The organism is Stenotrophomonas sp. 89682_Sma, from assembly GCF_056481405.1.
In genome coordinates this window covers 433,801-455,292 of record NZ_CM151147.1, presented here as the reverse complement: position 1 = coordinate 455,292, position 21,492 = coordinate 433,801, and the positions used below count along the sequence as shown (strand labels likewise).

19 protein-coding genes are annotated in these 21,492 nt (G+C 66.1%); 9 read left to right on the top strand and 10 right to left on the bottom strand.

What is annotated here, in order from left to right; genetic code table 11:
* Window positions 1-327 precede the first annotated feature (327 nt).
* Window positions 328-1,842, top strand: a complete 1,515-nt coding sequence (locus ACZK29_RS02040) for an acetyl-CoA hydrolase/transferase family protein (protein WP_005407828.1) — start codon at window positions 328-330, stop codon at window positions 1,840-1,842.
* 117 nt (window positions 1,843-1,959) lie between these two features.
* Here ACZK29_RS02040 and hglS read toward each other — a convergent pair whose 3' ends face one another.
* The 5 genes from hglS to ACZK29_RS02015 all read right to left on the bottom strand — a co-directional run bounded on the left by hglS (window position 1,960) and on the right by ACZK29_RS02015 (window position 5,867).
* Entirely contained in the window at window positions 1,960-3,324 is a 1,365-nt protein-coding gene (gene hglS, locus ACZK29_RS02035) for a 2-oxoadipate dioxygenase/decarboxylase HglS (RefSeq protein ID WP_164147361.1), read from the bottom strand.
* A gap of 165 nt (window positions 3,325-3,489) precedes the next feature.
* Entirely contained in the window at window positions 3,490-3,978 is a 489-nt protein-coding gene (locus tag ACZK29_RS02030) for a hypothetical protein (RefSeq protein WP_164147360.1), read from the bottom strand.
* Between the two features lie 31 nt (window positions 3,979-4,009).
* Window positions 4,010-4,762: an HAD family hydrolase gene (locus ACZK29_RS02025; protein ID WP_111113189.1), complete on the bottom strand. Its 753-nt coding sequence runs from the start codon at window positions 4,760-4,762 to the stop codon at window positions 4,010-4,012.
* Window positions 4,763-4,846: 84 nt separating this feature from the next.
* Complete coding sequence (locus ACZK29_RS02020) at window positions 4,847-5,263, bottom strand: EF-hand domain-containing protein (RefSeq protein ID WP_111173661.1); 417 nt, start codon at window positions 5,261-5,263, stop codon at window positions 4,847-4,849.
* 232 nt (window positions 5,264-5,495) lie between these two features.
* Window positions 5,496-5,867: a hypothetical protein gene (locus tag ACZK29_RS02015; RefSeq protein ID WP_049432879.1), complete on the bottom strand. Its 372-nt coding sequence runs from the start codon at window positions 5,865-5,867 to the stop codon at window positions 5,496-5,498.
* A 458-nt stretch (window positions 5,868-6,325) separates the two neighbouring features.
* Between ACZK29_RS02015 and ACZK29_RS02010 the strand changes: the two genes are divergently transcribed.
* Window positions 6,326-6,619 (top strand): transposase, encoded by a 294-nt coding sequence (locus ACZK29_RS02010; RefSeq protein ID WP_006388655.1) that lies wholly within the window; start codon window positions 6,326-6,328, stop codon window positions 6,617-6,619.
* Window positions 6,616-7,476 (top strand): IS3 family transposase, encoded by an 861-nt coding sequence (locus ACZK29_RS02005; RefSeq protein WP_111202687.1) that lies wholly within the window; start codon window positions 6,616-6,618, stop codon window positions 7,474-7,476. The genes ACZK29_RS02010 and ACZK29_RS02005 overlap by 4 nt, the downstream gene beginning before the upstream one ends.
* A gap of 208 nt (window positions 7,477-7,684) precedes the next feature.
* On the opposite strand, the gene ACZK29_RS02000 is transcribed toward ACZK29_RS02005, so the two are convergent.
* The 4 genes from ACZK29_RS02000 to ACZK29_RS01985 are packed head-to-tail and all read right to left on the bottom strand — an operon-like array spanning window position 7,685 to window position 14,487.
* Window positions 7,685-8,398: a M15 family metallopeptidase gene (locus ACZK29_RS02000; RefSeq protein ID WP_478446585.1), complete on the bottom strand. Its 714-nt coding sequence runs from the start codon at window positions 8,396-8,398 to the stop codon at window positions 7,685-7,687.
* Complete coding sequence (locus tag ACZK29_RS01995; protein ID WP_478446584.1) at window positions 8,331-9,884, bottom strand: serine hydrolase domain-containing protein; 1,554 nt, start codon at window positions 9,882-9,884, stop codon at window positions 8,331-8,333. Before ACZK29_RS01995 ends, ACZK29_RS02000 begins: the two co-directional genes overlap by 68 nt.
* Before the next feature lie 55 nt (window positions 9,885-9,939).
* Window positions 9,940-12,963 carry a TonB-dependent receptor gene (locus ACZK29_RS01990; protein WP_478446583.1) on the bottom strand — a complete coding sequence of 1,008 codons (3,024 nt, stop codon included), beginning with the start codon at window positions 12,961-12,963 and terminating at the stop codon, window positions 9,940-9,942.
* A gap of 51 nt (window positions 12,964-13,014) precedes the next feature.
* Complete coding sequence (locus ACZK29_RS01985; RefSeq protein ID WP_478446582.1) at window positions 13,015-14,487, bottom strand: transglutaminase-like domain-containing protein; 1,473 nt, start codon at window positions 14,485-14,487, stop codon at window positions 13,015-13,017.
* Window positions 14,488-14,619: 132 nt separating this feature from the next.
* On the opposite strand from ACZK29_RS01985, the gene ACZK29_RS01980 reads away from it, so the two are divergent.
* The 6 genes from ACZK29_RS01980 (at window position 14,620) to ACZK29_RS01955 (ending at window position 20,797) form a co-directional block, all read left to right on the top strand.
* Window positions 14,620-16,059 (top strand): SH3 domain-containing protein, encoded by a 1,440-nt coding sequence (locus tag ACZK29_RS01980; protein WP_478446581.1) that lies wholly within the window; start codon window positions 14,620-14,622, stop codon window positions 16,057-16,059.
* Window positions 16,056-17,150 carry a dipeptide epimerase gene (locus ACZK29_RS01975; RefSeq protein WP_111204244.1) on the top strand — a complete coding sequence of 365 codons (1,095 nt, stop codon included), beginning with the start codon at window positions 16,056-16,058 and terminating at the stop codon, window positions 17,148-17,150. Before ACZK29_RS01980 ends, ACZK29_RS01975 begins: the two co-directional genes overlap by 4 nt.
* Before the next feature lie 286 nt (window positions 17,151-17,436).
* A complete protein-coding gene (locus tag ACZK29_RS01970; RefSeq protein WP_478446580.1) occupies window positions 17,437-18,285 on the top strand; it encodes a MurR/RpiR family transcriptional regulator in 849 nt (282 codons plus the stop codon).
* Between the two features lie 15 nt (window positions 18,286-18,300).
* Window positions 18,301-19,065 (top strand): L,D-transpeptidase family protein, encoded by a 765-nt coding sequence (locus tag ACZK29_RS01965; protein ID WP_478446579.1) that lies wholly within the window; start codon window positions 18,301-18,303, stop codon window positions 19,063-19,065.
* Window positions 19,062-20,363, top strand: coding sequence for an APC family permease (locus ACZK29_RS01960; protein WP_295546375.1), 1,302 nt, complete (start codon window positions 19,062-19,064; stop codon window positions 20,361-20,363). Before ACZK29_RS01965 ends, ACZK29_RS01960 begins: the two co-directional genes overlap by 4 nt.
* A gap of 110 nt (window positions 20,364-20,473) precedes the next feature.
* Entirely contained in the window at window positions 20,474-20,797 is a 324-nt protein-coding gene (locus ACZK29_RS01955; protein WP_478446578.1) for a hypothetical protein, read from the top strand.
* 102 nt (window positions 20,798-20,899) lie between these two features.
* Here ACZK29_RS01955 and yiaA read toward each other — a convergent pair whose 3' ends face one another.
* Entirely contained in the window at window positions 20,900-21,355 is a 456-nt protein-coding gene (gene yiaA, locus ACZK29_RS01950) for an inner membrane protein YiaA (RefSeq protein WP_049426932.1), read from the bottom strand.
* Window positions 21,356-21,492 lie beyond the last annotated feature (137 nt).

Here is a 21,492-nt window from a genome sequence, read left to right as displayed (position 1 = left end):
CCGGCAACCCCGGTAACCTTCGGCAGCATCATCGGATCTGCCGGCCAGCGGCCGGCACTACCGACAATGGAGGCCGCGTATTCATACTGGGCGACAGGCAATAAAAAAGCCCGCTTGCAGCGAACTGCCAGCGGGCTCTGCTCCCTCCCCCACGTCGGGATGCAGGGCCATCGTGCGGGCTGCGAAAGCACTTTGCACGCTGCACTGCAAAACAAAACCGACGGGTTTGGGTGAGCCCCTGGGGAAAAGCCATTCCACGAAGGTAGAACCCCCCGTACGGATGAGGATGGCCGATAATCGGAATTCCCCCCAGCAACACGTGTCGTCATGTCTGTTGATCGCATCGCCAACGCGCGTCTCCGTGACCGCGTGGTCTCCGCAGAGGCCGCAGCCGCGCTGATCCAGCCCGGTGAAACCGTGGCCATGAGCGGCTTTACCGGCTCCGGGTATCCCAAGGCCGTTCCCGTCGAACTGGCCCGCCGCATCGAAGCGGTGCATGCCCAGGGCAACCCTTTCCAGATCAAGCTGATGACCGGCGCCTCCACCGCGCCGGAACTCGATGGCGCGCTGGCCAAAGCCGATGGCATCGCCATGCGCATGCCGTTCCAGAGCGACCCGGATGCGCGCAACCGCATCAATGAGGGCAAGCTGGACTACATCGACATCCACCTCAGCCACGTTGCCCAGCACGTGTGGTTCGGCTTCTACGGCGAGATCGATACCGCCGTGATCGAAGTCTCGGCCATCCGCGAGGATGGCTCGCTGGTGCCCTCCACCTCGGTCGGCAACAACAAGACCTGGCTGGACCTGGCGAAGAAGGTGATCGTCGAGGTCAACGAATGGCAGCCGGCCGGCGTCGACGGCATGCACGACATCTACTACGGCACCGCGCTGCCGCCGCACCGCAAGCCGATTCCGCTGGTGAACGCCAACGACCGCATCGGCGACACCGCGCTGCGCTGCGACCCGGACAAGATCGTGGCGGTGGTGCGCACCAACGGCCCGGACCGCAACAGCCCGTTCAGCCCGATCGATGCGACCAGCGAGCAGATCGCCTCGCACCTGATCGAGTTCCTCAAGCACGAGGTGAAGAAGGGCCGCCTGCCGCCGAACCTGCTGCCGCTGCAGTCCGGCGTGGGCAACATTCCCAACGCCGTGCTGGCCGGCCTGGCCAAGAGCGGTTTCCGCGACCTGGCCGCGTTCACCGAGGTGATCCAGGACGGCATGCTCGACCTGCTGCGCGATGGCGTGCTGAGCTATGCCTCGTGCACGGGTTTTGCACTGAGCCCGCAGGCCAACGAGACGTTCAAGGAAAACATCGATTTCTACCGCGAGCGCATCATCATGCGCACGCAGGAAATCTCCAACCACCCGGAACTGGTGCGCCGCCTGGGCTGCATCGGCATGAACGGCATGATCGAAGTGGACATCTACGGCAACGTCAATTCGACGCACGTGATGGGCACGCGGATCATGAACGGCATCGGCGGTTCCGGCGACTTTGCCCGCAACGGGTTCCTGTCGGCGTTCCTGAGCCCATCCACCGCCAAGAACGGCACCATCTCGGCGATCGTGCCGATGGCCAGCCATGTCGACCACACCGAGCACGACGTATCGGTGATCGTGACCGAACAGGGCCTGGCCGATCTGCGTGGCCTGACCCCGCGCAAGCGCGCGCAGGTTCTGATCGACAACTGCGCGCACCCGGATTTCCGCCCGCAGCTGCAGGATTACTTCGACCGTGCCAGCCGCGAAAGCTACGGCAAGCACACCCCGCACCTGCTGCCGGAAGCGCTGTCGTGGCACCAGCGTTGGCTGGATACCGGCACGATGAAGGGCTGATTGCGTTGGGGGTCGGATCCCTTTCCACAGGAAAGGGCTCTGACCCCAGCTACGGAATCGGGTAGAGCCGGCCGCTGGCCGGCTTCCCCAACAGCCGGCCAGCGGCCGGCTCTACCTTCACGCGAATCGCAGGCTCGCCAGCGATTCCGCCTGCAGGCGCTCGTAGATCTCGAACTCGTCGTTCACTGCCACGCCCAGCGCCTGCTCGAAGGCCTCGCGGTTGGCGTGCGCGGCATAGGCGCGCTGTTCTTCGCCGCCCAGGTTCGACTGGAAGATGCCCGCGGCACTGACCGGCAGGAAATCCTCGTAGACGATCGGGTCGGCCGTGGCCAGGCCTGTGGCCACCAGCACTTCGGCCGGCAGATCCGCCACGCGCTCGGGCGCGGCACGGCCGGCGTCGGTCAGCTGGTAGCGGTAATAGCCCAGTCCTTCCTGGCGCAGCGTGTCATGGTCATCCGGGAAGCTGGCGAACACCGCCTGCAGGCGCTGGCCGTAGTCGCCGCCAGTGCTGCCTTCGCCACCGGCATCGCGTGCCTGCGACAGCAGCTGGTCGTACAGCGCGCGGCCCTTCGGGGTGAGCGCAAGGCCGCGCTGTTCGATCTCGCCGAAGCGCGCGGTATGGGTGCCGGCATCGCCGCCTTCGCCGCCCGGGAAATGCACGGCCTCTTCCAGTGCCTTGAAACTGGTCTGGCGCAGCAGGATCGGGCAGGCGCGGCGCGGCGGGCCTTCGATCACCGCCTTGGCCGCCATGCCGTGTTCGATCATCGCCGCCTGCGCGGCATCGATGTCCAGCGTGCGTGGGGTCAGGTGGTTGATGTGCGGGCCACGGAAGCTGACCACGTCGGCCACCAGGCGATGCGCGTGGTGCAGCGCGTGGTAGGTCGGCAGGTCGACGGTGGCATCGCCGTGCCAGCGGAAGGTTTCCAGCGCTTCGTCGACGAAGCGTTCGGCATCGGCCTGCGGCAGGCCGCCGTCACGCTCGGCCTGGTCGATCAGTGCCAGCGCGCCGTCGGTGAAGATGCGGCGGCGCGCAAGAATCTTCGCCGATTCGGCACGCAGCGCTTCGTCTTCGATCAGCTCCAGGCGCAGCAGCGAGGTGAACACGCGGAACGGATTCTGCGCCAGCGCGGCGCCGGTCAGCGGGCGGAACGCGGTGGAGTGCACCGGCACGCCAGCCACCGACAGGTCGTAGTAGCCCACCGGGTACATGCCCATCACCGCGAACAGGCGGCGCAGCGTGGCCAGCTCCTGCACGGTGCCGACGCGGATCGCGCCATGGCGCTCTTCATCCAGGCGCGCACGCTCGTCGTTGCGCTGCAGCTGCGCGGCCAGCGCCGGGTCCTGCTCCAGCACCTGTGCGTTGATCCGCTCCACCAGTTCCACCAGCGTGCCGTACAGCGGCACTTCGGTGCGGTACATGCGGGACATGGCCTGCGCGAACAGGCGGCGGATCACATCAGGCGAAACGAAAGAGGCGCTCATCAGTCACTCGATTACGGGAACGGGGAACAGCTCGGACCCGTATTGTCGCCGGAGTGCGTGGCGGCGGCGATATGCAGAGCAACATGAAGGAAACCGGTAGTGCCGGCCGCTGGCCGGCAACCTCTCGATGCCAGGATTAGTGCAGTTGCCGGCCAGCGGCCGGCACTACCGGTTGAGCTGGCGCTTGAGGGTGGCATCCAGGGTGATCGGCCGGTCCCAGTGCCCGTAGCTGGCCACGATGGCGTGGCGCACGGCGCGGTAATGCAGGTTGTCCGGCTTGGTGGGCATGCGCTTCACCACCGCCTCCCAGCCGCCGTCCGGGTCCTGGCTGAAGGCGCGCACGCTGTCGCGGCAGGTCTGGCCGCTGGCCTTGGCCCAGAAGCAGGCGAAATAGATGTCCCCGGCCTGCCAGCCATGGGTGGAGAACAGCGCGCTGATGTAGCCGCGCGGCACGTCGGCATAGCGCGACACTTCGTCGAGGAAGGCGTCGGGGTAGCGCTCGGCGTAGTGGTTGATGTCCTGCAGCTGGGCATCGACCCAGCTGTCACCGGTCTCCACCTCGTAGGCGGCCGAACGCTCGGCGGTCTGCTGGGCCAGCACGGTGGCCGGCACCAGCAGCAGGGACAACAACAGCGCGCGCAGTCGGACGTTCATGCGCCGATTCTGCCGCAGCCGCCGGACCCTGTCAGGCCGCCGCGGCGGCCTTGGCCTCGATCGCCGCCAGTGCAGCCGGCCAATCGTGGGCGGTGTCGGCGGTCACCATGCGCGGTTCGTCGTCGGCCACACCATGCTGGGTCTCGTGTGCCCAGGTCACTGCATACGGGGTATGCACGCCCCAGCCACCGAGGGTGACCACCGGCTCGATGTCCGAACGCAGCGAGTTGCCGACCATCACGAAGCGCTGCATCGGCAGATCGAATTCGGCCAGCACGCGGGCGTAGGTTTCCGGATCCTTCTCCGAGACGATCTCGATGCGCGGGAACAGCTCGGCCAGGTTGGCGACCTTGATCTTCGCTTCCTGGTGGAACAGGTCGCCCTTGGTGATCAGCACCACCGGGTAGTGCTCGGCGATGGCGGCCACCGCCTCGCGCACGCCGTCGATCAGTTCGACCGGGTGGCGCAGGGTGTCGTGGCCGATGTCGAGGATGCGCTGGATGTCCTTCGCGTCGATGCGCTGGCCGGTGATGTCGATGGCCGCTTCGATCATCGACAGCGTCATGCTCTTCACGCCGTAGCCGAAGGTGCCCAGATGGCGCTGCTGCACTTCCAGCAGGTGGCGTGCGGTCTGGGTGTCATGCACATCGACGTAGCGCGACAGCAGGTCAAGGTAATCCTGCTCGGCCTTGCGGTAGTAGTCCTCGCTCTTCCACAGCGTATCGTCACCGTCAAAACCGACCAGGCCGATGGCGCGCGACGGCGCAGGCGTGGAGGTGTTCATCGCGCAAGGATACAGGGGCCATGGTGACGAAAAAAACCCGGGCGGCCAAAGCCGCCCGGGTTCCCATACGCCCCGACGCAGGTCTTACCTGCCCTGCGCACCCTGGGCTGCGCCGCCGGCGCCGGCCTGCTGGGCAGCCACGTAGGCCTTGTACTCGTCGGCGCTCAACTCGCCGTCCTTGTTGGTATCGGCCTGGTCGAACACCTGGGCCAGGCCCGCGTTCACCTGCGCCTCGGACTTGCTGATGGTGCCGTTGCCATCGGTATCGATGCTGGCCCAGGTCTGGCCACCGCCATTGGCCTGCGCCGATGCCGCTGCGGCCGCATTGGTCGCCTGGTCAGCGGCCTGGCCGGCCTGTGCAGCCGCCTGCTGGGCCTGCGCGGCCTCGTTCTGCGCATGCGCCGCCTGCTGCTTGGCCGACTGCGCCATCGCCGGCATGGCCAGCACGCTGCCGGCGGCGACGATCAGGGCGATCAGGGGCTTGCGGTTGCGAATAGTCATCAGGGGTGTCTCCTACCGATTGGGTGGTGTTGCGCGGCGTGTTGTCTCCGCACGGCACCTACCCTGCCACCGCCTTTCTGAATCGATTTTGCGCCGCGACCGGCATCAACACACGCGATTAACCACTCGCCACCGCACATGCTTTAGCACGGTGGTTAGCGCGAAGTGAGTGGCTCATAAGCTGCGCATTCAGCGCGCCAGGATTTAACCGGCAGCGAACGAAAAACCTGCGTCAATTCGCGGTCTGGGCCGATGACCGCGAACTGAACATCACCCATCCCAGCGCAACACCGGCGAGTGCGCCGGCGATTTCCAGCACCACGCGGCTGCCGAGTTCGTTCGGATCATGGATGGTGGACAGGAAGATGCGCGCGTACAGCGGTGACTCCAGCCGCACGATGCCCATGTAGAACAGCTTCCATGCATCGATGCCGGCCGAAGCCACCACCGAGATGACGCAGGCCCAGCCGATGGCATGCCCCATCGACCAGTGCAGCAGCCGGCACAACCGCGACCACAGGAAGTACACCAGCAGGCCGACCAGCAGGGCGATGGCGCCGGCTTCCAGGGTGCCGAGCAGGCCGAAGTGCAGGGGAAGGTTCATCGGGTAGGCAGCGGTGGGAATGCGGCCAGTGTAAGGGTATCGGCAGGGTTGCACCCTGCACCTGCCGAGGCTTCAGCAACAGCCAAAGCCAGAGCGACTCTGGACTGTTGATGGTTTGGCGGGACGATGTGGGTAGGCAGGACACGCCGTAAACCCATCCCTGGGGGCTCGATGGCGCCATCCATGGCGCCAACGGTCCTGCCCACCCACACCGCCCCACCTCCGACAGATTCCTGATGACGGTTGGTGGTAGATCCACGCCATGCGTGGATGAATCTCCATCGAAATCGAATATCTCGACGATTGAACAAGGAGCAGCCGAGCATGGGCTCGGCTCTACAACGGACCGCGCGGGAAACTGTCAGAGGCGGGGCGGTGCCGGAGTGCGGGGTGTCTGATCTGGCCCCCCGTCAGCGGACGCCAAGAAGCGATACTTTGATCGCACCTGGAGGTCCCTTATGTCCCGTATCACCCGTCGTAGCTACACCGATGAGTTCAAGCACCAAGCCGTGGAGTTGGCCGAGTCGCTCGGGCCTGCCGCAGCAGCCCGTCAGCTGGAGATGTCGGTCAAGACGCTGGCAAATTGGCTTGACGCGGTCCGTGCTGGCCGGTCGTTGACCTCTGAGGCTCGCAGGCCGGCCACCGACCTGGAAAGCGAGATCAGCCGCCTTCGGGCCGAGAACGCCAATCTGAAGATGGAGCGGGAAATCCTAAAAAAAGCGGCGGCGTTCTTTGCCAGAGAGTCCAAGTGAGGTACGCCTTCGTCGCCAGTCAAAGGACTCACTACCCGACCAGGTTGTTGTGTCGGGTTCTTAGGGTTTCTGTCTCTGGATTCCATGATTACCTGCGCCGGCAGTGTGCCCAAACGTGCGATGTCGATTCGGCCCTCCGTACCGAGCTTCGGGCCATTCATGTGACCAGCAAGCGCAGTTATGGGCGACGTCGGCTGGTCAGGGCCTTACGAGCCAGGAATCACCCAGTCGGCCACAAGCGCGTGGCACGGTTAATGGCCGAGGAGCGAATCCAGGGCAAGACCAAAGGCCGATTCCGACCCAAGTCCTCCGGCGGCTCATCTCAGCTCGCCCCCAACCTGCTGGATCGGCAATTTGCCCCCGGAACCGGACCGACGGCGTGGGTTGGGGATATCACGTATGTCCCCACCCGCCAGGGATGGCTGCATCTGGCCGTGGTCATCAGCGTCCAGACCCGGCAGGTGCTGGGCTACAGCGTTTCCAAGCGCCTGACTGAAGAGCTGGTGGCGAAAGCATTTGCCAATGCTTGGGCTCTGCATCCACAACGACCCGGCCTGATCTTCCATTCAGATCGTGGTGGGCAGTACTGGGGGAACCAGTTTCGCCAGCTGCTGCAGTCCCATGACGTGGTCCAAAGCATGAGCCGGCCTGGCAATTGCTGGGACAACGCGGTGGCCGAGAGCTTCTTTGCGACGCTCAAGACAGAAGAGGCTGCCGAGCCTTACGCCAGTAGGGAACAAGCCAGCCAGTCCATCGCTGCTTACATCCACGGCTTCTACAATCCAGCCCGGCTACACTCGGCGCTGGGCTACCGCTCGCCTAACAACTACGCCCGGCAGCGCCGGGCTGCCGCCTGAAACGGCTTCATGGCGTCCGTTTTCAGGGGGCCAGATCAGTCAGCCGCATGGATGCGGCTGCCAAGCCTCCATGGACGGATTTACGGCGTCCCCGCACTCCGGCACCGTCCCGCCAACCCACGGAACGCATGCTGTTGCTGTTGCGTCTGATGTTGCCGGCCAGCGGCCGGCACTACCGCGGGTGCAGGGCGCAGCCCTGCCGATACCCCTACCGCACTGGAACGTCGTACGCGGTGCCCGGATCCGGTTCGGGTTGCAGGGTGTAGTGCCACCACTCCTGGGGGTAATTCACGAAGCCGCGGCGCGCCATTGCCCGTACCAACTGCTGGCGGTTTGCCTGCTGCACCTCGCTCAATCCGCTCGCCTGCGTGTGCGCACGTGGCCCGAAGAAGTCGAAGTCGGTACCCATGTCCAACGGCGTGCAGCTGCCGCTGCGGCAATCCAGCAACCCAAGATCCACCGTCGCACCACGGCTGTGGCCAGAACGCTCTGCGATGTAGCCATCGGCCAGCAGCCGCGGCTTGTCCAGGTCCGGGTACTGCAGCGCCTTGCGCGAGAGTTCGCCCGGGTCGTTCACCCAGGCCATGAAGGCCTGCACCGAGCGCACTGGCCGGTAGCAGTCGTAGAGGTGCAGGGCAAAACCCTGCGCGCGCAGATCCTGTTCCACCCGCGCCAGCGCTTTCGCCACCGGGGCCAGCAGGTAACAGGAAGGAGCCTCGTAGCCCGGAACACGCGCGCCGGTGAAGTTGTTGGCACCGGCGTAGCGGATATCCATGTCGATACGCGGCGCCACCGACCGGATCTCCACCAGCCCGGCGTCGGCCGCGTCAGTGGCGGGTGAAACACGCGGTGGTTCAGCGGCGTTGGCGGTCGCCGCCAGGGCAGTCGCCAGTACGAGTGAAATGCAGGTCCTGGAAGTCATAGCTGAAGTCGATGTCCGGATCGATGGCACGCAGGGCCAGTGTCGGTGCCGGGCCTTCGCCTGGCTGCAGCCACGCCTGCGCGTTGTCGCCCAGCGTATCCCAGCGCAGCAGCCAACGCTCCTGCAGTTGCAGCACGGCCCCCTGCAGCCGCGGCGATCTGTCCACACTGAAGCGCAGGCCGTCCTTGCCCGGGCACAGCGATGCGGGCCCCAGCCAGGGATCGCTGTAGCGACCCTGCCAACGTGGCAGGTCATCGCCGCGTGCCGGCTGCGCGGCTGCGGTCGCCGGCCGTTGGTGGCCAGACGCTGCCTGCGCTGCCTGGTCAGCCTTCAGTTCGGCCAGGTACTCCATCGCCGGGCGCGCATCGTCCGGTGCGGTGAAGCGCTTCAGCATCGCCTGCATCAGCGCCGTGCGTGCGTCCTCGCCTTCGCCGTTGATCAGCATCACCACGCCTACCCTGCGGTCGGGCAGCAGCGCCAGCGATGAGTACATGCCTGACAGCGTGCCGGTATGCGCCACCTTCCACTGCCCGTCCATGTCCGACACCCGCCAGCCATACCCATAACCGTAGAAATGCGCGTTGTCCCAGCGCCGCTGGCGCTCACCCAGTGGCATCGGCATGTGCAGGGTCCACAGCGTGCGGCGTTGCGTGCTGTCCAGCCAGTCAGGTACCAGGGCGGGATCGAGCAGCACCTGCATCCAGCGTGTCATGTCGCGCAGCGAACAGCGGATGCCACCCGCCGCCATCGACGGCAGGTCCGGGCTGATCGCAGCATCGGCGTTCACCACCTCGTTGCGTTCACCACGCCAGGCATGCGGCTGTGCCACGTTGCCCACGCGCTTCACCGACCACGCCCCCACCTGGCAGCGCGTCATGCCCAGTGGTTCGAACACCTGCTCGCGCATCAACTGGTCGTACGGCTTGCCACCCGCCGCCGCCGCCACTTCGCCGGCCACCACGTACATCAGGTTGTCGTACGCATAGCGGCTGCGGAAGCTGCTGACCGGCTTCAGGTGCGCCAGCCCGGCGATGATGTCGGCACGGGTGAATGCGTTCGGCTCCGGCCACAGCATCAGGTCACCGGCGCCCAGGCCGAGGCCGCTGTTGTGGATCAACAGGTCGCGCACCTGCATCTGCTCGCCCACCCACGCATCATGCATGCGGAAGCCCGGCAGATGCCGCTGCACCGGATCATCCCAGTGCAGCCTGCCCTGCTGCACCAGTCGCGCCAGCAGCGCAGCGGTCATCGCCTTGCTGTTGGACGCGATCTTGAACAGCGTGTCCTCGTCGATGCGGCCGCCATCGCCGCGCGCGCCCCCTGCATGGCGATGGACCACCCGCCCATCCTCGACCACCGCCAGCGCCAGCCCGGGCAGATGCTCGGCCTGGACCACGGCCGCGATGTCGGCCTCGATGGCTGCGCTGTCGGCCGACGACGCGGACGGTGCGGCCAGTGCCGCCGCGAGGATCAGCAGGTGCTGCATGCGGGCAGTCCCTCCATTGCCTGCGCCGTCACGGTGGACGGCGCGGATCGTGGCCTCAGAAGTTCCAGGTCACCACCAGCTGGGTATAGCGCGGGGCCTGCCAGCGCGTGCCGGTAGCGAACGTCGCTTCGCGGTACTGGCCGGGCTGCGCCTCGTAGCGCTGGTGCACGTTGATGGTCTTCTGGTTGTTGAACAGGTTGTACACCGACAACCGGGCGCTGAGGTCGATGCCCTCCACCGGCAGTCGCCAGGTCACGTTGGCGCCCATGGTCCAGGTCCACGGCAGGCGACCAAACGCACCGCGCGGGCTGTACTCGAACTGGCGCTGGTTGTACGGGCCCGAACAGTTGGCCACGCACAGCCAGCCGGTGCCACCACCGCTGCCTTCACTGGAGGTACTGCCACCGGCGATGGAGTCGTTCGGCCACATCACGCCGTAAGCGGTGATCGGGCCACCGGACTGCACCTGCAGCGTGGTGCCGAACGACCACTGCTTGTTCAGCGCATACGCGGCACGCAACTTGAACTGATGGCGGAAATCGTTGAACAGCACGCCATAGCGTTCGTTGGTGGCCGGGTGGTCCCAGAACTGCACCATGCCGGTGTCGCCGTAGTTGGTATCGGAGTTCACCGGGCCTTCGAAGTTGCCCTCGCTCTTGGACCACAGATAGGACGCGTTGAACATCCACTTCTCGTCCCAGGCTCGGTCGATCTGGAACTCCAGCGCCTTGTAGGTACGCTTGGGCTTGGAGTAACCGATCACCTCGCCACTGCCGCCCTTTCGATAGCCGCTGTTGGCGGTGTCGATGGTGATCCAGCCTTCGTTGGCGCAACCGATGCTCTTGTCGCCCCAGATCGTCAGGCTCTCGCCCGGGTTGGCGATCGGCCACAGCGTGCTGGGGGTCGGCCCGCACGGGGTGTAGTTGATGCGGATGTCATCCAGCGCGCGGGTCATGCGCCGGTAGGTGGCATTGACGCCCCACGACCAGGCCTGGTTGATCATGTTCTGGAAGCCCAGGATGTACTCGTCCTGGTAGACCGCCTTCAGGTCGCGGTCCACGCTCTGGCGCAGGTCGGCACCGCCGGTGTTCATGCGGGTGTCGGTCGGCCCGATCTGCTGGCCGACGATCGGTGCCATGTACGGCGAACCGGTCGGCGAGGTTTTCTGTTCCCAGCCGTTCAGCACGTAATAGCTGTATTCGTCGGTCAGGCCACCGGCGAAGTTCACGTTGATGTTGTTGGTGACCGGCAGGTAATAGCGGCCGGCGTTGCCGAACAGCTTGGTGCTGCCATCGCCGCGCATGTCCCACGAGAAGCCGACGCGTGGCGCGATCAGGTCGTCCATCTTGATGAACGCCTTGCCGGCAGCGGTGCGGTTCTCGAAGCGATCCCAGCGCACGCCGAGGTTCAGCATCAGGTTCGGGGTGATGTTCCAGATGTCTTCCAGATAGAAGGCATTGGCCTCGGTCTCGAAGGTGCCGCCCGAACGGCGGTTGCGAGCACGCAGCATCTCGGTGACGCCGGCCGGTACGTAGGCGTTGGCGCCATCCCACACTTCATCGCCGGGCCGCGCCACGTAGGCGGTGTAGCTCAGCTCGGTCGGCCCTGGATAACGGGTGGACTGCTTGGTGGTCATCAGTTCGCGGTCGACACCGAAGCGCAGCAGGTGGTCGCCGAGCTGCCATTCGAAGTCCAGGCGCGCGACATCGCGGGTGTCATCGCGCTCGGCCACCGCCGCGCCGGTCGGGTGGCAGCCGGCGCGCAGCCCCTGCAGCTTGCCGAGCCGCGGGCCGTAGGTGCTGTCGGTGAACACCGGGCTGCAGGCCTGGTCCAGCGACGAGTTGGTGAAGGCACGCTGCTTGTTCTGGCCGACCATGGCGCGCGCGGTGAAGTTCTGGCCGAAGTGGCCGGTGTAGGTGGCCGACCAGTTGCGGCCGCCGGTCTCGGTGACCGAGTCGCCGCCCCAGGAACCGATCCGGTCAGCATTCCAGTTGTAGCCGTACGACGCATTGGTGACATCGCCCTCGTCGGAGAACGCCAGCAACGCCAGGCTGTGGTTGTCGTTGATGTTCCAGTCCAGCTTGGTGCCCCAGAAGCCGTTGCCGGAATCGTTCTTGAACCAGGTACTGCCATCGGACGACGTGTTGTGGCCCTTGTCGCTGCGGTCCTCGTACATCGCGAACAGGAACAGCTTGTCCTTGATGATCGGCCCCGAGCCCCAGACGTTGGTCTTCAGGAAGGAGTTGTTGTCGCGGCTGCCGTAGGAATGCGGAGTACCGTCACGGTGGAAATGATCGCCGCCACTGGCGCGCCACGCACTGGGCTCGGCGGTGACTTCAACACCGCCCTCGAATTCGTTGCTGCCCGAACGGGTCACGGCATTGATCACGCCACCGGTGGAGCGGCCGAACTCGACCGAGTAGCCACCGGTCTTGACCTGGAATTCATTGAAGAACGCGAACGGCGCGGTGCTGAAGCCACGACGGGTATACATGTCGGTGACATTCAGGCCGTTGATGAAGACCGCATTCTCGGCTACCGATGAACCGGCGAACGACAGGCCACCGAATGAAGAGTTGCCGCCGACCACGCCCGGCGCCATCAGCGCGACCGCAGACAGGTCCTGCGCCACCGGCAACCGCGAGATCTCCTGGCGGTTGATGTTGAACGAGGTTTCGGTGGAGTAGACATCCACGCGGTTGATCACGCGTGTGCCAACCACCTGCAGTGCATCCAGGTTGGTGACACCGCCGCCGCTGGCCAGGTTGACCGTCGTGGTACCGCCGACGGCAACGCTCACCGATACCTGATCGCCCAGCTTCTGGCCATCGCGGCTGAGCTGCAGCTGGTAGTCACCCACCGGCAGCTGGCCGAGGCGATAGCTGCCATCGGCGCCAACGGTGACGGTACGGGTCAGGCCGGTGCTGCTGCTGACCACGGTGACCTGGTCACCGGCGGTTGCACGGCCGGCGACCGCGCCGCTTACGTTCTGTGCCATCGCGATGCCGGGCAGCACTACGCCCAGACACGCCCCGAGGGCGACGCACAATGCCGCCCGCTTGATGCTGTAAGCCTTCATCCCCTGCTCTCTCCTGCAAGAATTGAATGGTGTGGAATGCGATGTGTCGCGCTAGCGTTGCCCGGCTGGCAGTACCCGCCACTGGAAGTCGTAGCTCCATTGGTCGAAGTACAGGTTGCCGCCTGCCCACTCGGCCTCGCCGCGCTGCGAGTCGACCGTTTCCGAGCGGAAGTGCTGCTTGGCCGGCACCAAGGGCTGGCCGAAATCGTCGTTGAAGGCGATGCGGTAGCCATCGAGGCCACCCAGGTAGAAGTCGCGCAATGCCGGTACATCGCTGGCCAGCGCGCCGGTGGTCACGTCCATTGGCAGCCAGCCGTATGGCGCCAGGTAGACCTGCCCCCAGTCGTGCAGATTGTTGTAACCACTGCCATCGCCGGAGAACACCATGCCCGACTGCCAGCGCGCGGGAATGCCGTTCATGCGCAGCAGCGCGATCAGCAGCAGGGTCTGCTGCCCGCAGTCGGCATGGCCAGCGCGCAAGGCGTAATCGCTGATGTTGCTGAGCGTGGAATACTCACGCGCACCGGCCCAGGGAATGCGGTCGACCACGGCGAACAGCTTGCGCACGACTTCATACGGGCGCGTCTCGCCCTGCAGCACCTGGTCGGAGAACAGCTTCAGCGCGGGGGTGAAGCGCACATGCGGCAGCTGTTCGGCCAGGTAAGGCTTCAACGCGGGATCATTCGGCGTGGCCTGCACCTTCGCCGGATCGATCGCGGTGTGCCGCGCGAAGATCGTCACCGCGTAACGGATCTCGAACCGGGTCGGCTTGCCGGCTACGGCTTTGGCTTCCAGGTAGGCGGTGCGCTGAAGGGTACTGGCGGGTGCAACCCGCGCCTTGCCCGGGGTGCTGCCCAGCCACTGCACCTGTTCCTGCTGCCCCGGTATCTCGCGCGGGTACGGAATCCAGGCACGTACGGTCTCACCGGCCGGCACCGTATCGGCTTTCACCGTCAGTGTCTGGGTGAATTCGATGCGCTGTGGCAGCACCCAGGCCTGGCCGCTCTGTTCGGCTGCGGCAACCACGCGCGCGTGGTGTGCATTGAGCGCTTCGTTCGGGCCCGGCGCCGGCATTGGTGCATCCGCGCGGCGGCGTGCGCGCGCTTCGTCGCTGAGCAGGAACAGGTTCGACGGTGCACGCTTGAAGTACCGGCGCGTGCCATCGATATCGAGGTGTTCGATCAGGCCGAGCTGGTCCCAGCGCGCGAATTCCTCGTCGCTCAGGTCGGGGATCCAGCGACGCACGGCGGCCTTGGTGGCCTGCTGGTCAAGGCTGAAATCCAGGCGGATACGGCGCATGCGCTCGCGCTGGAAGGCGCCTTCGACAGTATTGCCTGCCGTTGCCAGCAGCGCTTCGGCATCGCTGAAACGACCGCTGTCGATCAGGTCGATCACCTGCGTCTGGCGCGCCCGCTGCTGGCTGCTGCGCGCATCCGCCGCCTGCGCGGCCGACGCCCACAGCAGCAGCGCGGCACACAGGCCGGCAGCAGCAGGCAGACGCGGTTTGCGAACGGCAGGATCCACAGCGACACTTCCCCAGCGCGGGTGGTAATGGCTGTGTAACACGGGCCGGGAGACCGGTCAATAATTTATTCTTGCTTTCGCCGGAGAAAGGAATAAATATTCCAACTAGCATTCGAGGAGGGTATGCAGCGCATGATCCTGGCTTCCCGCGCACCGGACCGGCAGTGGCCGCGCCGGTTGACCCTGGCCCTGTGCCTGCTGGCCGCACCGGCCTTCGCACAGGCGGCACCGGCACCTGACCCCGGCGCGCCGCTGCCCTATGTGGTTGGCCTGCACGAGGCCTACCTGACACCGCAGTACTGGGCCGCACGCCTGGACAATGCCGATGCGCCGATCCTCGACCGCGCGCAGATCGACGCGCAGAACGCGCGGATGCGGGCGCAGGACAGCCACATCCAGGACATCGCTTCGCTGCCCGCACAGCTCGATGCCGCGCAGGTACGCGCCAGCATCAGCGCATTGTCGCGCTGGCCCGAGCGTGCACTGTTCAACGAGAAGGGCCAGGCCATCGCCCCGGCGCTACGCAGCGGCATCCAGGCCAACCTCGGCCTCGATGCGATTCCCGCGCAGGTGACACCGGCCTACGGGCTGGTGGTGAAGCGTGCCGCGCTGCGCACCTTCCCCACCCGCGAGCGCGTCTTCAGCACTACAAGTGACACCGACATCGACCGCTTCCAGGAATCGGCACTGTTCCCCGGTGACAAGGTTGCCGTGGTCCATCGCAGTACCGATGGCCATTGGCTGTTCGTGCACAGCGAGCGCTACAGCGCGTGGATCGAAGCCGACGCCATCGCCAGCGGCGACAAGGCCACGGTGCTCGGCTACGGCACGAAGGGCCCGTACCGCATCGTCACCGGCGCCACCGCACAGACCGCCTACACCCCGGAGGAACCGCGCGTCTCGCGCCTGCAGCTGGACATGGGCGTGCGCCTGCCGGTGCTGGCCGACTGGCCCGCCGCCGAACCTGTGAACGGCCAGCAGGCGCATGCCTCGTGGGTCGTGCAGCTGCCGGTGCGCGAAACCGATGGCCGCCTGAAGCTGGTACCGGCGCTGCTGCCGCGCTCGCAGGACACCGCCGCCGACTACCTGCCACTGACCCCGCGCCTGTTGCTGCAGCAGGCCTTCAAGTTCCTGGGCGAGCGCTACGGTTGGGGCCACGACTACGACACGCGCGACTGCAGCGGTTTCGTTTCCGAGATCTACCGCAGCTTCGGCGTGCTGCTGCCGCGCAATACCAGCGCACAGGCGATCAGCCCTGCGCTGGACCGCCTGCCCTTCACCGACAAGGTTGGCAAGGCCACGCGCGACCGTGCGGTCACCGATCTGCAGGTGGGCGACCTGGTCTACATCCCCGGCCACGTGATGATGGCCATCGGCCACGTCGACGGCCGCACCTGGGTCATCCACGATACCGCGGGCGGCAGCTGGTCCGGTGCTGACGGCAAGCGCGTACAGGCCCACCTCAATGGTGTCTCGGTCACGCCGCTGGAGCCGATGATGGCCAGCGATACCGTCCGCTACATCGACCGCATCACCAACATCCAGCGCCTGCGCGCCAAGACTCCTGAATGAAGATCACTGCCATCGAACTGGGCATGCTGCGCGTGCCGCTGAAGACGCCGTTCAAGACCGCCCTGCGCACGGTGGAGACCGTGGAAGACGTGGTCGTACTGATCCGCACCGACACCGGCCACACCGGCTACGGCGAAGCCCCCGCCACCGCAGTGATCACCGGTGATACGCACGGCTCGATCATCGAAGCGATCCGCCACTTCATCGCGCCGCGCCTGATCGGCCAGGACGTGGTCAACCTCAACCGCCTGTGCGGCCTGGTGCAGACCGCGATGGAGCGCAACACCAGCGCCAAGGCCGCGGTGGAGATCGCGCTGTACGACCTGTGGGCGCAGCTGCACGGGGCGCCGCTGTACCAGATGCTCGGTGGCGGCGACCCGGTGATCACCACCGACATCACCATCAGCGTGGACTACATCGACAAGATGGTGGCCGATTCACTGTCGGCGATCGACCGCGGCTTCGAGTCGCTGAAGATCAAGGTCGGCAAGGACATCGGCCTGGACATCGAGCGGGTCAAGGCGATCCACGCCGCCGTGGAAGGCCGTGCCCTGCTGCGCCTGGACGCCAACCAGGGCTGGACCGCCAAGCAGGCGGTGCATGCGATGCGCACGCTGGAAGAGGCCGGTGTAGTGCTGGAATTGCTGGAGCAACCGGTGAAGGCGGCCGACATCAGCGGCCTGAAGTACGTCACCGACCGCGTCAACACGCCGGTGATGGCCGACGAGAGCGTGTTCAGCCCCAGCCAGGTGATGGACCTGATCCAGCAGCGCGCGGCCGACATCATCAACATCAAGCTGATGAAGACCGGCGGCCTGTCCAATGCGATACGCATTGCCGACGTCGCCGGCATCTACGGCGTGCCGTGCATGATCGGCTGCATGATCGAATCGAGCATCAGCGTGGCCGCCGCCGTTCACCTGGCGGTGGCCAAGAGCGATGTGATCACCAAGGTCGACCTGGACGGCCCGTCGCTGGGCCAGTTCGACCCGGTCAGCGGCGGCGTGCATTTCAACGAATCGGAGATCAGCATCAGCGACGTGCCGGGGCTGGGCATCACCGAAGTGCGCGGGCTGGAGATGCTGGGTTGAACCGATCAGTCGAGCATGGCTCGACTCTACAGGGACCATGGGTGACTGACGCCTGGTCGGGCGTTACTTTTCTTTTCGCGAAAAGAAAAGTAACCAAAAGAAACGCTCCGCCGCCCGCGAGCCGACGTGCTGCGCACGTCGGTGCCCTGCGCTTGAAGGCGGACTCAACGTCAAAGGCAACAACTGCACTCCGTAACCTCTTCGCGGCTGGAACCCGCCCGACCCATTCCATGGCACGCTCTACGCTGTCAACCGCAACGCGCCTACACATGCCCGGACACCCCGCATGCCGCCCCTGCTGAAAATCCGAACCGAGCGCGGGCAGATGTCGGCCATCGAACGTCGCATTGCCGACTTCATCCTCGACAACGCCCACCTGCTGCGCGACTACTCGTCCCAGCAGCTGGCCAGTGCGCTCGGCATCAGCCAGTCCAGCGTGGTGAAGTTCAGCCAGAAGCTCGGCTTCAAGGGCTACCCGGACCTGAAGTACTCCATCGGCCAGGATGTCGCCCGTGCTGGCGCCGATCCGCAGCAGGCACCCAGCGAACCCGACAGCGGCGATGACTACCTGCGCCTGGGCGACGCCCTGCGTCGCAGCAAGGCGCAGGCCGAAGAGGAAACCCGCCAGGCCAACCCGCGCGAAGAGATCGAGCGCATCGTGCAGCTGCTCGACGGCGCGCCCAAGCTGTTCGTCCATGGCCTGGGTGATGATGGCCTGTTCGCCCGCGAGTTCGCCATGCGGCTGTCACTGCTCGGCCTGCTGGTGGTGCCGCATACCGACCCGATCCTGATGCTGGCCAACCTGTCGGCCGCGCGCCCCGGCGATGCGCTGCTGGTGTTCTCCGAATTCGGCAACCTGCCGCAGCTTTCGCAGCTGTCGCGCCAGTTCCAGGACATGGGTGGCAAGGTGATTTCCATCACCCGCCACACCGCCAACCCACTGCGCGCGCATGCCGATGCGGCGCTGGTGGTGTGTGCGCACGATCGCACGCCGCAGGTCGCGCAGCTGCTGTACCGTAGCGCCATGCATGCCCTGCTCGATTTCCTGTTCGTGCTGCTCTGCCACGCCAATCCGGACCGCCAGCAGCAGCTGGCGGTGAACCTGGAGCGGATCGACCACCTGCTGGATTCCTGACCGGAGCACCTGTTGATGAAATCGCTGGTCCGTCTCGCTACCGCTGCGCTGCTGCTTGCTGCAGCGGTGTCCGTCCACGCCTCGCCGCTGGAGGGTGCGCGCCAGCTGATCGTGGTCACCAGTGAAGGCTGGGACAGCACCCAGGGCCAGCTGCAGGCCTATGTGCGCGATGGCAAGGGCTGGCATGCGCATGGACAGGCGTTCCCGGTGGCGCTCGGCCGCACCGGCAGTGCGTGGGGCCTGGGCCTGCACCCGGCGCAGGCCCAGGGCCCGCAGAAACAGGAAGGCGATGGCCGCAGCCCTGCGGGCGTGTTCGCGCTCGGCAGCGCGTTCGGCTATGCCGTCACACGCCCAGGCACGGCCATGGCCTACCAGCCGATGCTCGAAAGCAGCTACTGCATGGACGTGCCTGGCTCGCCGTTCTACAACCGCATCGTCGATGAAAGGAAAGTCGGCAGTGCAGCGATCAAGGGCTCCACCGAGCCCATGCGGCTGGACCTGCACAACAAGGGCGACGTGCGCTACCGGGAAGGCTTCGTGATCGCCCACAATCCGGACAACCAGCCCGGCAAGGGCAGCTGCATCTTCGCCCATCTGTGGCGCCAGCCCGGCGAGGCCACGGCCGGCTGCACCGCCATGCCGCAGGCGCGCATGCAGGCCCTGCTGGACTGGTTGCGGCCGCAGGATGCGCCGCGCTTCGTGCTGCTGCCGCGTGCCGAGTACAAGCGCCTGCAGGCCCAGTGGCAGCTGCCCGCACTACTGAGCGGAGACGCCCGTTGAGCACGCAGGACGAACCGCAGCTGCAACGCGCGGTCAGCCGCTGGCAGATCGTCGGCCTGTCGATCAACGATGTGATCGGCAGCGGCATCTACCTGCTGCCGGCCGCCACCGTCGCCCTGCTCGGCCCGTTCAGCCTGTGGGGCGTGGTCGCCGCCGGCATCGTGGTCGCCCTGCTGGTGCTGTGCTACGCGCAGGCCGCCAGCTACTTCGATGAACCCGGTGGCAGCTACCTGTATGCCCGCGAGGCGTTCGGACGCTTCGCCGGATTCGAGATCGGCTGGATGATCTGGCTGACCCGCATCAGCTCGGCGGCCGCATTGAGCAATGCGCTGGCCGATGCGGTCGCGCGCTTCTGGCCATGGGCCGGTGCCGGCATGGGGCGCATCGCGATCATCGTGGTGTCGCTGGGCTTCCTGACCGGCGTCAACATCATCGGCGTGCGCTCGGCCGCGCGGACCGGCGTGGTGCTGGTGATCGGCAAGATGCTGCCGCTGCTGCTGTTCGTGGCCATCGGTGCGTTCTACATCGACCCGCAGCTGGCGTTCTCCGGCCAGCGCCCGGACCCGCATGACCTGCAGCGCATGGGGGAAGCCGCGCTCCTGCTGCTGTACGCCTACGCCGGTTTCGAGAACATTCCGGCCGCGGCCGGCGAATACCGCAATCCGCGCCGTGATATTCCATTCGCGCTGATCACCATGATCATCACCGTCACCGTCATCTACGGCGCGGTGCAGGTGGTGGCACAAGGCACGCTGGCCGGCCTGGCCAGCTCGGCAACGCCGCTGGCCGATGCCGCCGCCGGCTTCGGTGGCGAGGCGCTGGCGCTGATCCTGACCGTCGGCGCCACCATCTCCATCCTCGGCACCAACAGCAACACGATGATGATGGGCCCGCGCTTCCTGTTCGCGCTGGCCCGCGATGGCTACGGCCCGAAGATCCTGGCGCAGGTGCATCCACGCTTCCACACGCCGGCCGCGTCGATCCTGTGCCAAGGCCTGATCGCGCTGGGCCTGGCCCTGTCTGGTTCGTTCGTGCAGCTGGCGCTGCTGTCGATGACTACGCGCCTGTTCGCCTACATCGGTACGGCGGCTGCGGTGCTGGTGCTGGCCAAGCGCTACGCGGACCGGCCCGGTGCACTGAAACTACCCGGTGGTCCGCTGATTCCGGTACTGGCGCTGCTGCTGTGCCTGGCGCTGTTCGCCAGTGCCAGCTGGCAGAACATTGCAGCGGCGCTGGTGGCGTTCGCCATCGGCGCGGTGATCTACAAGCTGCCGCGCAAGGATACCGACGCCGGGTGACCGGTAGCGCCGGGCCATGCCCGGCGGATTGATCTGGCGATCACGCTGCCGGACCGGGCCGTTAACCGCCACGCAGGCACGATCAGGCTTCGTCCACAACGGAGCCTTCCATGACCGAGTACCAGATCCCCGGCCGCGTACCGGACGACAGCACGCCGCGCGATGCGGTCAGCAACTACTGGCGCGAACGCTACACGGCCGAGCCCTACTATGAAGACCAGTTGTTCTTCGAGGACTACGAGCCGGCCTACCGCATCGGCCACGCCGCGCGTGCGCAGGACATGATCCGCGCCTACGAACAGGTCGAAGCTGAACTGGAGTCGCGCTGGGCCAGCGAGCGTGGCCGCAGCCGGCTGGAATGGGCGCAGGCACGCAATGCGGCGCGCCGTGGCTGGGAAGATGCACAGCTGGCGGATCCGCGGTTGAAGCGATAGCGCCGTGCTTTTGTAGAGCCGAGCCCACGCTCGGCTCTCGCACCACGTCTGTAGAGTCGAGCCATGCTCGACTGAGCCGAGCATTGGCTCGGCTCTACAGAATCACTCCTGTTCCGGCAGCGGTGGCACGACGGCGCTGCGCTTGCTCTCACCACCACCGGCGGCGATCAGGTCGCGGGTGTTCTTCTGCACCGCCACTGCACCGAACAGCGACAGCGCGTAGGCCATGCCGTAGAAGCCCTTCTCGCTCGACGCCAGGGTGGCGTTCCACAGGCCGACCAGCAGCAGCATCAGCGCCGACAGCAACGCGAACCAGCACAGCGCGTAGTACAGCGCGCTCACCGGAATACCCTCGACGCGGTCACGCACACTTTTCTGAAGCGACACCGCCGCGAACAGGCCGAACAGCAGCAGGGTCAGGTAATAGCCCTTTTCGTTGAGCGCCATCGTGGCGGCGTTGAACAGGCCGATCAGGTAGGCCGCCGCGCCCAGCAGCAGGGCCACCCACGAGGCGGCGATGAAGGCGGTGGACGGCTTGTGGGGCATGGCAGTGTTCATTGCAGATCCTTGGCAGGCAGACGGGCACGCTTTGCCCGGGCGTGCCCACCCTAGACGATCCCGCCGCCGTCGCACAGGGGGGCGCAGGACCTTCGGGCCACGACGATCACGCCTCCAGTGGTATACAAGGGACAGCC